Here is a 15,713-nt window from a genome sequence, read left to right as displayed (position 1 = left end):
ACCTAATGATAAAAAAGACATCATAAATTGAATAACTTTAAAAAGACAATCGTATTTTTATAATCAACCCTTATAATTGTCATTTTTTTTGAACCATGAAAGCACTTGTAATAGATGATGAGGAATTGGCCCGAAAACGGGTTTTGAATTTGTTGGAAACCGTACCCGAAATTGAGGTCATCGGTGAGTGTCCCAATGGGAAACAAGCCATTGAAAGCATTAACGGACTGCAACCCGATCTCGTTTTTTTGGATATTAACATGAAAGATATGAACGGTTTTGAGGTACTTCAAAAGGTGAAGATTTCGCCCAAACCCATTGTCATCTTTGTGACCGCTTATGATAATTACGCCTTAAAAGCCTTTGATGTCGATGCCTTTGATTTTCTCTTAAAACCCTTTAAGGATCAGCGTTTTTTTCGCACCATAGATAAAGTATTGCGGATTTCAACCTCGGAAGCAGATGCTAATTTCGAAAAGCGCATTTTGGAATTGTTTAATCTATACCAATCGAAATCCGGAGAACAAGAATTAACCCAAAAACTCCTCATAAAACAGGGCAAGAAAACAATTCTACTCGATCCAATGGATATCATGTACATTACCGCTTCAGGCTGTTATGCCGAGTTGTTTGTTAAAGACAAAAAGTATGTGATGCGCGAGACCTTGAGCAATCTTTGCGACAATTTAGATAAGCAAGTCTTTTTAAGAATCCATAGATCTACCATTGTCAATCTCAACCATGTGAAGGAAATTGTGCATTCAGATTTCTCTGAGATCGATGCCCGAATGACTGATCATCAATTGTTGCATATCAGTAAATCCCATAAGCAGGATTTTCTCGAAAAAATAGGAATTCAATGAGCTTTTTTAAAAACAAAAAGAACTATATAGATACCAAATTGGTGTTGGTCTTGGCAGGATTTTATGCCCTATTCGATGTGGTGCTAATTTCCAAAATCCTGTATATGCAGTCTTTTGGATATGAAAAAGGGTACTTCTCATGGTATGATTTCTTGGTGTATAATATCCTCTTCGATTATGTCATTGTGGTCACTTTTATGACCTTGATTGCCATAAGTACCAAACGGTTTCTGAATAAAAACTATTCCTGGGTCAAAATAATTTCCATACATATCATTTTCTCCCTGTTAATTGGTATGGTGATTCGGTTAATTATTGATTTACATGGCTTGGTTACAGGCATGATAACGTTTCAGGAATACAATATTCAGACCAGTTTTCGCCGCTTTATGACTGTTATCGATTTAAACTTCCTCATTTATTTCGCCATGGTGTCCATCATCTATGCCTATTATTATATAAAGGTGGTTAAAGAGGCTGAAAAGAAGCAAAATAAACTGCAAACACAGCTGGTTAATGCCAGAATGAAAATGCTTTCATCGCAGCTACAACCGCATTTTTTGTTCAATACGCTCAATTCCATTGCCGTGTTGACCGATATCGATGTCAGTAAGGCGAAGGATACCATTGCAGATCTCAGCGATTTTCTAAGGGAAATACTTTATGACAATGATAGCAACACCATAAGCCTCGAAAAGGAACTCAGGGTGTTGGAATATTATCTCAACATCCTTAACGTACGGTTTTCCGATCATCTGGTTATTAAGAAAACCATTGACGACACCTTACTTTCCAAACAAGTACCAGCCTTATTGCTGCAGCCTATTTTAGAAAACTCCATTAAACATGGCTATTCCTATGATCATACGGATTTGGAAGTCCACATTACCATTACGTCTGAAGGGAATTACCTAGTGATCACCGTAGAAAACAATGGTGCACTGTTAATGGTAGATCATGCCGCACTGTTAAAAAAGGGGATGGGTCTCGCTAATATTAAGGATCGTCTTAGCAATCTCTATGGGAAGGATTACTTTTTTGAAATTAGTAACAACGCTGATGGCACAGGTGTACGGACCTTGATTAGGATTCCTTTGGATACACTTTGAGTATCTATATAACATATCTTCAATTTTAAAGCTAAAAAAAGCTAGTGGTACACTATTGTATTCTATTGCATTGGTATTAGGTTTTGGATGTAAATAAAAAAATGCATTTAGTACTTTAGATGTTGTCCTTTGTATAGGATGCTTTAATTTTCTGATTATGGTTTATTTATTTCGCTACTGTCTTTTTTTGTAGGAATAAACTATAGCTAACCCGCTTATGATACGCTTATGACCCGACTATGATACGGTAATGCTACGGGTATGACATTGTCTCTTGCTTTACTGAAACATGCCATTGAAAACGGATTATTTTGATGTCATTGTTCTGTTTTACTTGCTTTGTTTAGTGGCATCACTTCGTTTGTTTATATAATTTCGTATTGTTTCTTCGGGTATAAACAGCTGATAATTAAAGTTTTGTGAATTTTAATTTTTGTGTAAATACATTTTTATGACATTCTTAATTGGTATTCGGGTTGGGCTGTGAATACTTAAATTATAGTATTAAAATACATGGCTGAAATACAAGATTTTTAACAAATGGCCGTATTTATTGTAAAAACTTAAAAATGAGTTACTTAGCAATTAAAATATTTTGTATATGTTTGACAAACAGTTGTTTAGTAAATTGATCATTTGCACTTAAACAATTACCGGAATTGTTTGCAACTGTATGATTACCCCTTTTATATATAATGTCCAAATCGTTTGGACAAAACTTAACCAGATATGGTGTGGCTTCTATGCCATTAGCTTCACCTATCATAAAACTTGAAATATGGCACGAAATAATTCATTTATCAGATTAGAAGGTACCCTGGATGGGTTGACCTTTTACAGAAAAAACGGAGAGTCTTTTGTAAAGACGAAGAACCGTGTTAGTAAAAACCGCATAATGAACGATCCTGCTTATGCGAGGACTCGTGAAAACATGCAAGAATTTGGAGGTGCTGCCAAGTGTAGTAAAGCTCTAAGAGAAGCCTTTGCTGCCATTACGCGATTGGTTTCTGATTCTTATGTGAGTTCACGTATTACAGGGAAGTTTAGAAGTATCGTTGGAAATGGTACAGGCTTGCGTGGAGAGCGTTTGTATAATATTGTGGATCATGTGACGCAATTTATAGGCTTTAATTTTAATATCGATAAGCTTTTCGATGCTAATTTTAATGCGCCGTCTGACGGTCCGGTTATTAATGCCGGTAGAGATACTGTGACTTGGGATATTCCCGATTTTAGTACCGATACTTATGTACGAAAGCCCGAAGGTGCTACGCATTTTAAGCTAGCGTTGGCTGCAGGTTATACGAGTAACTATGAGTGGGAGACTGCGACTAAGAGCTATGTGCCTGTGGAGGACGTTCCTAATGGAATTGGTGTGGTTACTTATAGTGATGCCATTGCTATAGGAGGTATGGTTGGCACTGCCACGAATCTTACCGCAGATTTAACGGCTTATGCACCGATCCCTGCTACTACGGCTTTGTTTGGCGCTACCGCTATTGTGTTTTTTCAAATGGTGAATGGTGAGCTTTATGAATTGGCTCAAGGTCATAGTATGAAAATTGCTGTTGGTGGTTGATTTTGGCTGCTAGCCTTAGGCCTTAGGTTTTGGCTGTTTGAATCCCGTATTGGTTTGTCCTTTACGGGATTTTTTTTGGTTATGATACTTGAATTGTGATTTGTGCTTGGGTTTGTGTGTTTTTGTTTTATGTTCATTTTGCCTTGATGCAAAACGAACCAAAAAATCAAAACGATTTATTAGGAAATTACCTAAGGTACCATTCGCTGATACATTAGTATTAAGTTTAATTTATGTTATTCATCTTTCCAATCCTAGATTTAGTAGTTTAACTTTATTTATGGCTCATTATTTCTGAAAATCGTTGGTTCCGACGTTGTCGAAATTTGGGTTTTGCTTATTTGGTTGCTTCTGGTTTCTTTTCTTCTTTTATTAGAGCTTAAATTGGAATTATAGGGTTGAATATTTAGGATTGTCCCCTTGAGGATTAATGAGAAACAAAATATGTTTTGTTTGGAAATTAGCTAGCGTAGCTGTTAGGGGTGTTTGTTTCCTGATTCATTTTTGAAGGACCAAAAACGAACCAAAAAGTCCTTTGCTGTCGAAGGTATTTTTTATAGCCTTTAAAAGCTATAAAAACCATAATCAAAATCCTAAATAGCTTCCAAGGCTTCAGCTATTTTTTACGGATTTTAATTATCTATACTGCCGACAGCGGTTTCCGACGTTGTCGGAATTTGGGTGTTGCTTATTTTTTTGGTTTTGTTATCTTGACTTATCTCTTCTTCTTTTTCTTCATTCTTAAGCGCATGACATTGGAATGATTATATTGAGTTGTTAGTGATGTCCCCTTGAGGATTAATGAGAAACAAAATATGTTTGGTTTGGAAATTAGCTAGCGTAGCTGTTAGGGGTGTTTGTTTCCTGATTCATTTTTGAAGGACCAAAAACGAACCAAAAAGTCCTTTGCTGTCGAAGGTATTTTTTATAGCCTTTAAAAGCTATAAAAACCATAATCAAAATCCTAAATAGCTTCCAAGGCTTCAGCTATTTTTTACGGATTTTAATTATCTATACTGCCGACAGCGGTTTCCGACGTTGTCGGAATGCGGGTACTGCGTGTTTTTTTTGTTTTGTTATCTTGACTTATCTCTTCTACTTTTTCTTCATTCTTAAGCTCTTCACATTGGAATAATTATGTTGAGTTGTTAGTGATGTCCCCTTGAGAGGACTTTAGGGGTGTTTTTTATATATGTTCATTTTATTCGTCTATTCTTATTGTTTATATAGGAACTCATGATGTGCTTCGCAGTTGCCTTGATGCAAAACGAACCAATCCCGATAGCTATCGGGACAAAACGATTTGTTAGGAAATTACTTATGGATTTTTATTGTTTTAAAACGGAATTCGTGAATGCTATCGCATTTGTCAAGCACCATTCGCTGATACATTAGTATTAAGTTTGATTTATGTTATTCATCTTTCCAATCCTAGATTTAGTAGTTTAACTTTATTTATTGCTCATTATTTCTGAAAATCGTTGGTTCCGACGTTGTCGAAATGTGGGTATTCTTTATATATGTTCATTTTTTTCTTGATAAAAAAACGAACCAAAAAAATCAAGACTTCCGATTTTTTAGCTAAACATATTGTTCGCTTCGGCACAAAAATGATGGTCAGTGGTTTTTTTGATAATTTGATTTACCAATTAGCTGATTGGAGTTTAGATTGATTTTTTTACCATCGATTTTTGCTTAATCCTACGCTTCACTGCATGTTTTACGCTAAATAATAGGAGGTCGTGGTTTCCGACGTTGTCGGAATGTGGGTGTTGCGTATTTTATTGGTTTTGTTATCTTGACTTATCTTTTCTTTTCTTCATTCTTAAGCGCTTGACATTGGAATAATTATGTTGATTTGTTAGGGATGTCCCCTTGAGGGGACTTTAGGGGTGTTTCTTTTTTGGTTTCTTAACTTCTTCTTCTTCTTCTTCTTCTTCTTCTTCTTCTTCTTCTTCTTCTCTCTTTCTTTCTTTCTTTCTTTCTTTCTTTTATTTGGTGAAATTGGGATTATGGTGTTGAAATTTAAGGGGTTGTTTGTTTGGTTGGTGGTGTGTTTTTGATTTTAAAACTACACTTTATAGTTAATTTTAACATTTCAACTGATTTTTTTATAGATCTCATTATAAATAGTATAACTTATTCTCGATTCCTAAGTGCCTAACCCTTAAGGTGCTGAACTAAATAATTCGTTGTTGATATACGATAGTTGTAAATACCCGTAACAGGGTATGTGTAGCTATTGATTTAAACTAATTAACAAGCAACTGAATTATGCCGTTAAAGATTTCCACTTGGAATGTAGAACACGCTAAAGCCTTAACTGTAGATCAGCCATCCTCCGCTGTTGCGGATCGGATTGGACGTGTGCATGATACCATACAAAGCATTGATCCAGATATTCTTTTAATGGTTGAAGGGCCACGAGGGGAAGCTGATATCCTTAAATTTTGTGACCTAGTTCTCCAAAATCAATGGTTGCCTGTATTGCTGAAAGGCGCGAACGACCAGATTGGTGATTGCGATCGGGATTATGGTAATCATATGGGTGGGACGCAATGGCTTTGGTTTTTAGTTAAACCAGCTATTGCCGCCAAATGCCGTTTGCAAGCCGCTTCTGTTTGGCAGTCTTTTGTCAATGCCGATCGCTGGCGTGTGAATTATTGGGGTAAAATTGTACCCGAAAACTACAAACACTATCGTCATCCGCAAGTATTGGTCTATCAATGTGATAACGGCCAAGAGATAGAGTGTATTGGCGTGCATCTTAAATCTAAAATCAACCTGAATCGTATTACAAGAGATGCCCATGGTAACCTTACCGGTAAGTATATAGAGACGGCATTAAAAGCACGTGTGAAATTGGCGACCCAAGCCCGAAACATAAGGCATTATGTGAATGCTAAGTTTAACCAGTTGGAAGCGCCTGGTATTATTATTCTTGGGGATTGTAATGATGGCCCAGGACAAGACTTTTTTGAAACCCAATACCTCTTTTTTGACCTGATACAAAATCTGCAGGGCGATGTGATGTTGGCTGAGCAGTATTTTAACCATGGCTTGTTTGATTATGCTGCTGACCTAAGATGGACGGCTAAATATAGAGACGCCATTCTCGGCCTTTCTGCCAACGACAACCCACTGCTTATAGACCATATATTAATGAGTCAACCGCTTTGTGATGGTAGCTTTCCGTTGGAGGTGAATGCCAAAGCGGGTAAGGTAGAGCACGAGATTTTTGAGCGTGCTAATGCCGGTTCTAATAGGAAAACTCGCACTAGTGATCATAGGCCTGTGTCTTTGACTTTGACTGAAACTGCTTTGGTGTAAATATACCTTTTGTTGGGTATGGTTTGCTGTGGGGCTTCTAGGTAATTTTAACTATTAACCAACTAAACTATATGGATTATGAAAACTCAAATATTTTTTGTTCTGTCACTGATTTTATCTATGATTTCTTTTGCGCAAGTAGAATTTGAAAAAAAGAATGGATTAGTAAGTAGTAAAGCTTACAGCAAAAAGATTGCAACAGACTTTAATTATCTGATTTTAGGCGAAAACTCACCTCAACAAGGTATTAGTGCCACACTGAATGACGCTAAAAGTAATATTAAACTTAGCGGACTATTGTATGCGAGGAGCAGTGGAGTACTATCCGTAGAAGCGGATCTTAGTTCAAGTAATGGTATCTATTTTTTCGATCAAGAAAAAGGTAGTGAAAAAGGGAAAATAACATTTAATTATTATCGTCCAATTAAGAGATGGTCAGAGTATTATAAAGTTGATAACCTTACAAAGGTTACTGCTAATTTACAAATTCTTGATTTAATTACTAAAACTAAAAATGAATACGAAGGGTTACGTAAATTAATGGATAGTATTAATATTCATAATAAAAATAATGAATCTATTTATATTTATGAAAAAGATGATGGAGCAGATGATGCATACAAAGTGTTAAGAGAAATTATTGATAAATATATAAATTCGATTGATTCAAAAGGTTTCGATAGAATTAAAGAGGAAAAAATAGATGAAGCTCCTTATTTTATAAAAGAGAAAGCAACTGATTTCAAACAAAATAAGCCAACAAGCAGTGATGAAATAATTGAAATAAATAATGGTAAGAATTCAAAAATTATCATTGAAAATGGAAATGGACTTAAGCTTACCAAATTACTTCAAGACTATGCTGCCAAACGTGAATTTATAATAAAGCGTCTCGAGGATAGTATTAACAAAATAGAATTAAAAACGGTCGAAGCTCAATGGGCAGGAAATCACATCTTCTTTGTGGGTATTAATCCATTTTACGAACGACAAAGTTTTAACAGATTTACATACGATAGTACTCAGACTTTTCAGAAGATGTTTGTCAAGGAAAGAGGAAACACCTATGGGCTTACTTTCTCTCTGAATTATAGTTTAGAAAAAGGAAAAGGCTCAAGAAACATATATAAGCCCGAAAGTTTATTCTTAAGACTTTCTGCATCTGTAAGCAGAACTTCAAATATTTCTAGTTTTAAAAATAGTACTTTGGATATTACTACACCTGTTGGAAATGATGTAAATGGTAATCCCGTTACTTTTACTAATACCGATAGTGCATTTATAGGAGATAGTATATATGAGTTTGGTTTTGGCCGAAAGTTTGTTTTCGATGCTTATTATTATCCATTTTCACTACCCGTTGGTATTTTTGGAATATTAGGTTATGAACGTATCGTATTTAACAGAAATAGTTTAATAGATGATAAGGAATTGTACCCTATGCGTTTAGGTATGCTTTTTAGCTTAGCAAACAAAGAAAAAAATAAACCGTTGATTACAATACAAGCATTTATCGATAGGACAGATTTAAATCTAAGTCCAAATAGCGAAGACAATGATTTGAGATTTGGATTAGGAATAGGGCTACCTATTAATTTTAATTGATACTTTTAAATTGAATTTGCTTTACTATACAAAAGATTCCTATTTTTAAACTTTTATAGTTAACTTATATATAAATGTCAATCAACCAAAACCCAGAACAATTAGCTCGTGATAAAATCGATACTATGCTTCGAGAGGCTGGATGGTTGGTTCAGTCTAAAAAGAAAGTTGACTTATCTGTTGGAAAGGGAGTTGCAGTGCGTGAATACCAAACTGATGTTGGGCCAGCCGATTATGTGCTGTTTGCAGACCGAAAACCCGTCGGGATTATAGAAGCAAAACGGGAAGACGAAGGACACAGACTTACAGTTGTTGAGGAACAATCTAAAGGATATGCTTCAGCAAAACTAAAGTACTTGAACAATGACCCCTTGCCTTTCGTGTACGAAAGCACAGGAACTATTACACGTTTTACAGATTATCGAGATCCAAAACCGAGAGGTAGAAATGTTTTTAGTTTTCATAAACCAAGTACCATTGCGCAGTGGTTAAAAAAAGGGAAGAGTCTAAGAGACCGCTTATTATCAATGCCTCCTTTAGATGATACAGGTTTGCGTCCGGCTCAAATTGTAGCCATTAATAACTTGGAACATTCTTTTAAAAAGAACAGACCAAAAGCCTTAATTCAAATGGCGACTGGAGCGGGAAAAACGTTTACAGCAGCAACTTTTGTGTATCGTTTACTAAAACACGCAGATGCAAAACGTATTCTGTTTTTAGTGGATACCAAAAACTTGGGTGAACAGGCAGAACAGGAATTTATGACCTTTCAGCCTAATGACGATAACCGAAAATTCACAGAATTGTACAATGTGCAGCGTTTATCTTCCAGTTATATCGCTTCAGATAGTCAAGTTTGTATTTCAACCATACAACGTCTGTATTCTATTTTAAAAGGAGAAGACTTAGACGAAAGTGCCGAACTGGATAACCCAAATGAAAACTCGTGGTTACAGAACAAAATGGCTAAAAACAAAGCTGTTCCTGTTGAGTACACCCCAAAAGTACCCATTGAACAATTTGATTTTATAGTCATTGACGAAGCGCACCGTTCTATTTATAATTTATGGAAACAGGTATTGGATTATTTTGATGCGTTTTTAATTGGTTTAACTGCAACACCAGACAAAAGAACCTTTGGTTTTTTTAATGAAAACGTAGTGAGCCAATATACGTATGAAGAATCTGTAACAGATGGTGTAAATGTACCTTATGATGTTTATACCATTGAAACAGAAATTTCTCAAAATGGAGAAACTATAAAAGCAGGTTGGTTTGTGGACAGACGAGATAAACTAACACGTAAAAAACGTTGGCAACAAGAAGATGAAGATACAGACTACAAACGGAACGATTTAGATAAAAAAGTTGTCAATCCAAGTCAAATAAGAAATATCATTCGTGAATACAAAAGAGCTTTAAAAACGACTATCTACCCAAATCGTATTGACGAAAATGGAGAATATGAAGTGCCAAAAACATTAGTGTTTGCAAAAACCGATAGTCACGCAGACGATATTATAAAAATCATTCGAGAAGAATTTGACGAAGGAAACGACTTTTGCAAAAAAGTAACTTACAAAATTGAGGAAGACCCAAAATCTATTTTAAACCGTTTTAGAAATTCCTATTATCCTCGAATTGCAGTTACAGTTGATATGATTGCAACAGGAACAGACGTAAAACCTTTAGAAGTTTTATTGTTTATGCGAGATGTAAAAAGCATCAACTATTTTGAACAAATGAAAGGTCGTGGAACACGAACTATAAATAGTGATTCTTTGCAATTAGTAACTAAAACAGCTAAAACAAAAACGCATTTCGTAATTGTAGATGCTGTGGGTGCAACAAAATCTAAAAAAACGGACAGCAGACCTTTAGAACGTAAACCATCTGTTCCAATGAAAGATTTATTAGGAGCAGTAACAATGGGAGTTGCAGACGAAGATTTGTTTTTGTCTTTAGCAAACCGATTAATTCGTTTAGAGAAACAAATTACAGAAAAGGAAAAAGACAAATTATTGGAGTTTTCTAATGGTAAAAACTTAAAACAAATTACCAAAGAATTAATTACTGCTTTTGACCAAGACGAAATTGAAACGAAAGTACAAATTGAAATTGACAAAATTCCTGTTCAAGACCAAACACCAGCTTTAATTGAAGATGCAAAAAAGAATGCACAAGAAAAATTGATTTTAGAAGCTAGTAAAACGTTTAACGGAGAATTAAACGATTATCTAGACAATGTACGTAAACAACACGAACAAATTATTGATAGTGTAAATATAGATACCGTTACAAAAAGCGAATGGGAAATTACTTCTGTAGATAAAGCAACAGAAATTGTAAAAGATTTTACCGAATATTTAGAAGCAAACAAAGACGAAATCAAAGCTTTGAGTATTTTTTATAATCAACCGTATAATCGTAGAGACATTACGTTTAAAATGATAAAAGATGTGATGGAAAAACTACAATTAGAAAAACCATTGTTAGCACCTGATTATGTTTGGGATGCTTATTCAACTTTAGAAGAAGTAAAAAGCAAACAACCAAAAGACGAATTAACTGCTTTGGTTTCTTTAATTAGAAGAGCTTGTGGCATAGACAGCGAATTAAAAGCCTACGACAAAACCATTGAAAACAATTTTAAAACCTGGATTTTTAAGCAAAACGCAGGACAACACAACCGTTTTACAAAAGAACAGTTAGACTGGCTACGAATGATAAAAGACCATGTAGTTAGTAGTTACCATATAGAAATAGATGATTTAGAGTACACCCCTTTTGATGCCAAAGGTGGAAAAGGAAAAATGTACCAATTATTTGGTAATCAAATGAATGATATTATTAACGAACTCAATGAAGTATTAGCGGCCTAACATGAACGTAACAGAAATAAGAAAAGCCATAAGGCAATCAGAGCATAAAGCTTGGTATAATTCGTTAGAGGTGCATCTTGATTTTAAATTTGCCAATTTCGAAATTGATTTAGTTGGTATCGATATCATATTTCAATTTTTTAAAAATCAATTAGATTTTTTTGAAAATAATGAGCCTTTACCAGAAACCTTAAAGCCGAGTAAAAGATATTTCAGTCACTGCAAGACTAAGATTGAAACTTTTGTAACTGTAAATGTTATTAATCAAAGGTCGCACAAAGAAGGTGAATGGAGTACCTTAAAAAAAGAACTTACTAATACAGGCAACAGTGCAGAACGATATTTCAATAAAGAGTCTGAAACAACAGATTTCCTGATTAAATTAGATAGTGAATTCAAAGGTGCATCTATTGGTGCTTTTGATTTCTTTACAAACCAAAACTTTGATTATAGCCGTTCAGATAAAAACTATTTCATTGGTTGGCAACGTGCGTATGAGTTTTTTACTCAAGATTCGGATTTAGTAAAAAGACGAAATAATGAGCGCCAAACTTTAAGTAGAATACGGTCAGAATATGTCAAAAATCTTGAGCAAAATGATAAAAATGTTAGTGACCATATTGCCGAAAAAGAAAATGAATATATTGAAAAAGAAAAAGCAATTTCCCGATTAATTCGAAAAAAGAATACTGAATATGAAAAATGGAAAACTGATAGCCAAAATAAGTTTTCAGATTTTCTATCTGACTCTGATAAAGCCTTTAAAGATTTAGAAGTCATCTATAAAGAAAAACTAAAACTAGAAGCACCAGCTAAATATTGGAACGATAGAGCAGTTAAGTTAAAAGCTGAAGGACGAAAATGGTTAATAGCGTTAATAACTTGCTCAGTAATTGCTATTTTGTCTTTAAGTGCTGTGCTATACTTTATATCAGACGGTACAATAAAAGACTTGTTTGCAACCTCTGCAAGTGCAATACGTTGGTCCATTGTTTTTATAACCTTTGTATCATTTTTAGCATTTGCCATTCGGATATTTTCTAAACTAACCTTTAGCTCTTACCACTTGGTGAGAGATGCGGAAGAACGTGAGCAATTAGCCTACGTGTTTTTAGCTCTTAAAAAAGAAAAAAACATAGACCCAACCGAGCAACATTTAATAATGCAATCATTATTTAGCCGTGCAGATTCTGGTTTGCTAAAAGACGATGCATCGCCAACTATGCCTGGCGGAAGTATGATTGAAAAATTAATGGGAGGTAATAAATGATTTTAAAAGACCACGTAGTGAGCAGTTACCATATAGAAATAGACGATTTAGAATATACACCTTTTGATGCCAAAGGAGGAAAAGGAAAAATGTATCAATTATTTGGTAATCAAATTAATGATATTATCAATGAACTTAATGAAGTGATGGCGGCGTAATGGCAAGATTACAAATTTTAGGACACGCTTTTATTAGCTACGAATACGATTTAAGACATGTCTATTGGTCAGAAATGTCTGAAAAAGTAATTAATAAATTTGGGAAGAAAGTCTTTACTGATAATGTTGAAGTAGAAGAAATTTTGCTTTTTTGTTTTCAATACTTTATAGTAAAGTTTAAAGAAATAGTGTTTTCTGAAAACAGTTTTACTTTTTACATGTACGTCTTTTGGTTGCATGAAGAATCATTAAAGATATATTTACAATATAATCAAGGTGCTAGTCTACATCCAATTGATGAAAATGAATTTGCTAGGTCTAGACGAATCCTAAAGGCTGTTTTAGAGCAAGGATGTGATATAGATTTGAAATGGGGAGAATTTCCAAAAGATTCTAATGAATTAAATAGATTTGATGAAAAAATTCAACACTTATTATATGCTGGTACATGGCTTTATCATTTCGCAGACCAAATTGCTTATCAAAAAATGATTGAAGAGTGTAATTTTATTCAATTTGATGAAAATGATTATATATCGATAGATTTTCAACATCATTATGGAACAGCATACCACAAATTGTTTCCTGCAATTGGAGAAGAATATGAAAGAGGAGCATTTGAACTAGAAATTGTTCATGAATTAAAGCAGAAAATTAATGAGTGCTTTAAAATTGACTACGACTGGGCTGGTGCCATTATCTACGAAATTAAAAAACATCATAATTCTAAAGATTCCACATTGCAAACAATTGAGCCTTATATTTTGCCAAAAAACCTTGCGATGCAATTTGGAATAACTGAAGATGATGCTAAGCTATTCTATGATGGTTTAACTATTTCTAGAGAGAATAAAATGTCTTTAGAAGATTTAATTTTAAAGCCATATTCTATGGATAGATTTATGTACCGACCAATTTTAGTTTATGAAATAGATGGTGTAGAAAGAGCTTTAGTCGGAGAAGAAAAATATCCGGAAAGCGTTATGGTTTTAGCTACGAATGCTTTAAAGTGGAATACCCTACCAAAAGAATGGTTGCAAAATGATTGTATGAAAGTATTTATGCAACTAAAAGGAAATGAGCATGACAAGCTGTTGGAAGATGAAGTTGAAAAGATTTTGATAGAAAAGAAAACACGATTTATAAGAAATGTTAAGTCATTTAAGCAAAAATCCAAAATCAATGTGAATATTGATAATGCAATCTGCGGTGAAATCGATTTTTTAATTATAAACACAAAGCTCAAAAAGCTGTTAGTTGTAGACTGTAAATATAATAAAGCACGCTATGAAGCGGTTGGCTACAGGACAGATGATACCAATTTTAAAACTAAATATGAGCCAAAAATGCTTAAGAAACATAATTGGGTATTGAATAATATAACTGTTGTCAATGACCATTTTCAAATCATATATCAAGATGAGAGTATTGATGTTAAAGGATATGAAGTGGAGACAGTATTTTTTATTAATACACCTACTTTTTATATGTTTAATGGTGATTATAAAGCCATAACATTAAGCCAAATTCCAGATTATTTAGATGGAAATTATAAATATAATTTACTGTCCATTAAACATGATGGTGAAGAAATTAAGCATCCTTTTTTTAGAAAACAAAAAATGAAAAGCGAAGAATGAGAGAAGATTGGATTGAATGTACATTGGGCGAAGTTTGCTTTACTACTTCAGGAGGAACACCCAGTAGGCAAAACAAAGACTTTTATAAAGGTAATATACCTTGGATAAAATCTGGTGAATTAGATAAAGGTATAATCTATGATTCTGAAGAACATATTTCAGAAGAAGCAATCAAAAAGTCAAGTGCAAAAATATTTCCTAAAGGTACATTGCTTTTCGCTCTGTATGGAGCAACAATAGGAAAAATGGCGACTCTAGGAGTTGATGCAGCTACAAATCAGGCAATTTGTGGAATTTATAAAAGTGATGTTTTTAATTCTGAATATTTATATAACTTTTTGTTTTCTCAAAAAAACTTTTTAATTCAACAAGGTATTGGTGGAGCACAGCCAAATATCAGCCAAACAATATTAAAAAAGTTAAATATTTCTATTGCACCATTAGTAGAACAGAAAGCAATAGTCAATAAAATAGAAGAACTCTTTAGCAGTTTAGATAGCGGCATTGCAGACCTAAAAAAAGCACAGGGCCAATTGGTTATTTACAGACAAGCGGTTTTAAAAAAGGCTTTTGAGGGAGCATATTCAGACAAAGAATATAAAATTGTTACAATCGATACTCTGTGTGAAGTAGTTAGAGGTGGCTCACCAAGACCTGCAGGTGATGAGAGGTTTTATAATGGAGATATTCCTTTTATGAAAGTAAGAGATATTAGTAGAAATATTGGAATCTATGTTGATAATGCAGAACATTCAATAAAAGAAGCTGGATTAAAGAAAACAAGATTTGTAGATGCTAATACACTTTTGCTAACAAATAGTGGAGCAACGCTTGGCATTCCAGCTATTACAACTATAAATACAACTTTCAATGATGGTATTGCAGCTTTTCTATATTTAGATGATGATTTGCGTTATCACTACTATTATTGGTGTAGCAAAACAGTTTATTTGAGAAATTTAAATCAAGGTGCAGCGCAACCAAACCTTAACACGAGTGTAATTGGAAAAATGGAGATTCCAATTTATGAAGATAAAGATGAACACAAAAAAATTGTTCAAGAAATTGAAAGTCGTTTATCGGTTTGTGATACAGTAGAAAAAGACATTGCAGGCAGTTTAGATAAAGCACAAGCTTTACGCCAAAGTATTCTTAAAAAAGCATTTGAGGGTACATTGTTAGGTGAGGCAGAAATTGCTAAATGTAAAGCAGATAAGGATTATGAGCCTGCTAGTGTTTTGTTGGAGAGGATTAAAAAGAAGAAAAATAAAAAATGA

10 protein-coding genes are annotated in these 15,713 nt (G+C 34.0%); all 10 read left to right on the top strand.

Annotated elements, in window-relative coordinates; all coding sequences use genetic code 11:
• The first annotated feature begins 95 nt into the window (after window positions 1–95).
• The 10 genes from HM990_RS11290 to HM990_RS11245 all read left to right on the top strand — a co-directional run bounded on the left by HM990_RS11290 (window position 96) and on the right by HM990_RS11245 (window position 15,713).
• Window positions 96–863, top strand: coding sequence for a LytR/AlgR family response regulator transcription factor (locus HM990_RS11290; protein WP_178989039.1), 768 nt, complete (start codon window positions 96–98; stop codon window positions 861–863).
• On the top strand, window positions 860–1,972 hold the full coding sequence (locus HM990_RS11285; protein ID WP_178989038.1) for a sensor histidine kinase: 1,113 nt from the start codon (window positions 860–862) through the stop codon (window positions 1,970–1,972). The genes HM990_RS11290 and HM990_RS11285 overlap by 4 nt, the downstream gene beginning before the upstream one ends.
• Window positions 1,973–2,750: 778 nt before the next feature.
• Window positions 2,751–3,551: a hypothetical protein gene (locus HM990_RS11280; protein ID WP_178989037.1), complete on the top strand. Its 801-nt coding sequence runs from the start codon at window positions 2,751–2,753 to the stop codon at window positions 3,549–3,551.
• A gap of 2,274 nt (window positions 3,552–5,825) precedes the next feature.
• Window positions 5,826–6,881 (top strand): endonuclease/exonuclease/phosphatase family protein, encoded by a 1,056-nt coding sequence (locus tag HM990_RS11275; RefSeq protein ID WP_178989036.1) that lies wholly within the window; start codon window positions 5,826–5,828, stop codon window positions 6,879–6,881.
• Window positions 6,882–6,959: 78 nt separating this feature from the next.
• Window positions 6,960–8,486, top strand: a complete 1,527-nt coding sequence (locus tag HM990_RS11270) for a hypothetical protein (RefSeq protein ID WP_178989035.1) — start codon at window positions 6,960–6,962, stop codon at window positions 8,484–8,486.
• A 74-nt stretch (window positions 8,487–8,560) separates the two neighbouring features.
• A complete protein-coding gene (locus HM990_RS11265; RefSeq protein ID WP_178989034.1) occupies window positions 8,561–11,368 on the top strand; it encodes a type I restriction endonuclease subunit R in 2,808 nt (935 codons plus the stop codon).
• Window position 11,369: 1 nt separating this feature from the next.
• Window positions 11,370–12,638, top strand: coding sequence for a DUF6161 domain-containing protein (locus HM990_RS11260; RefSeq protein WP_178989033.1), 1,269 nt, complete (start codon window positions 11,370–11,372; stop codon window positions 12,636–12,638).
• Window positions 12,635–12,796 (top strand): type I restriction-modification enzyme R subunit C-terminal domain-containing protein, encoded by a 162-nt coding sequence (locus tag HM990_RS11255; protein WP_178989032.1) that lies wholly within the window; start codon window positions 12,635–12,637, stop codon window positions 12,794–12,796. The genes HM990_RS11260 and HM990_RS11255 overlap by 4 nt, the downstream gene beginning before the upstream one ends.
• Window positions 12,796–14,436, top strand: a complete 1,641-nt coding sequence (locus HM990_RS11250; RefSeq protein WP_178989031.1) for a hypothetical protein — start codon at window positions 12,796–12,798, stop codon at window positions 14,434–14,436. The genes HM990_RS11255 and HM990_RS11250 overlap by 1 nt, the downstream gene beginning before the upstream one ends.
• Window positions 14,433–15,713, top strand: coding sequence for a restriction endonuclease subunit S (locus HM990_RS11245; protein ID WP_178989030.1), 1,281 nt, complete (start codon window positions 14,433–14,435; stop codon window positions 15,711–15,713). Before HM990_RS11250 ends, HM990_RS11245 begins: the two co-directional genes overlap by 4 nt.

Source organism: Winogradskyella schleiferi, from assembly GCF_013394655.1.
GTDB lineage: Bacteria > Bacteroidota > Bacteroidia > Flavobacteriales > Flavobacteriaceae > Winogradskyella > Winogradskyella schleiferi.
The sequence above is the reverse complement of the archived record's forward strand: the minus strand, read 5'-3'. Positions and strand labels throughout refer to the sequence as shown.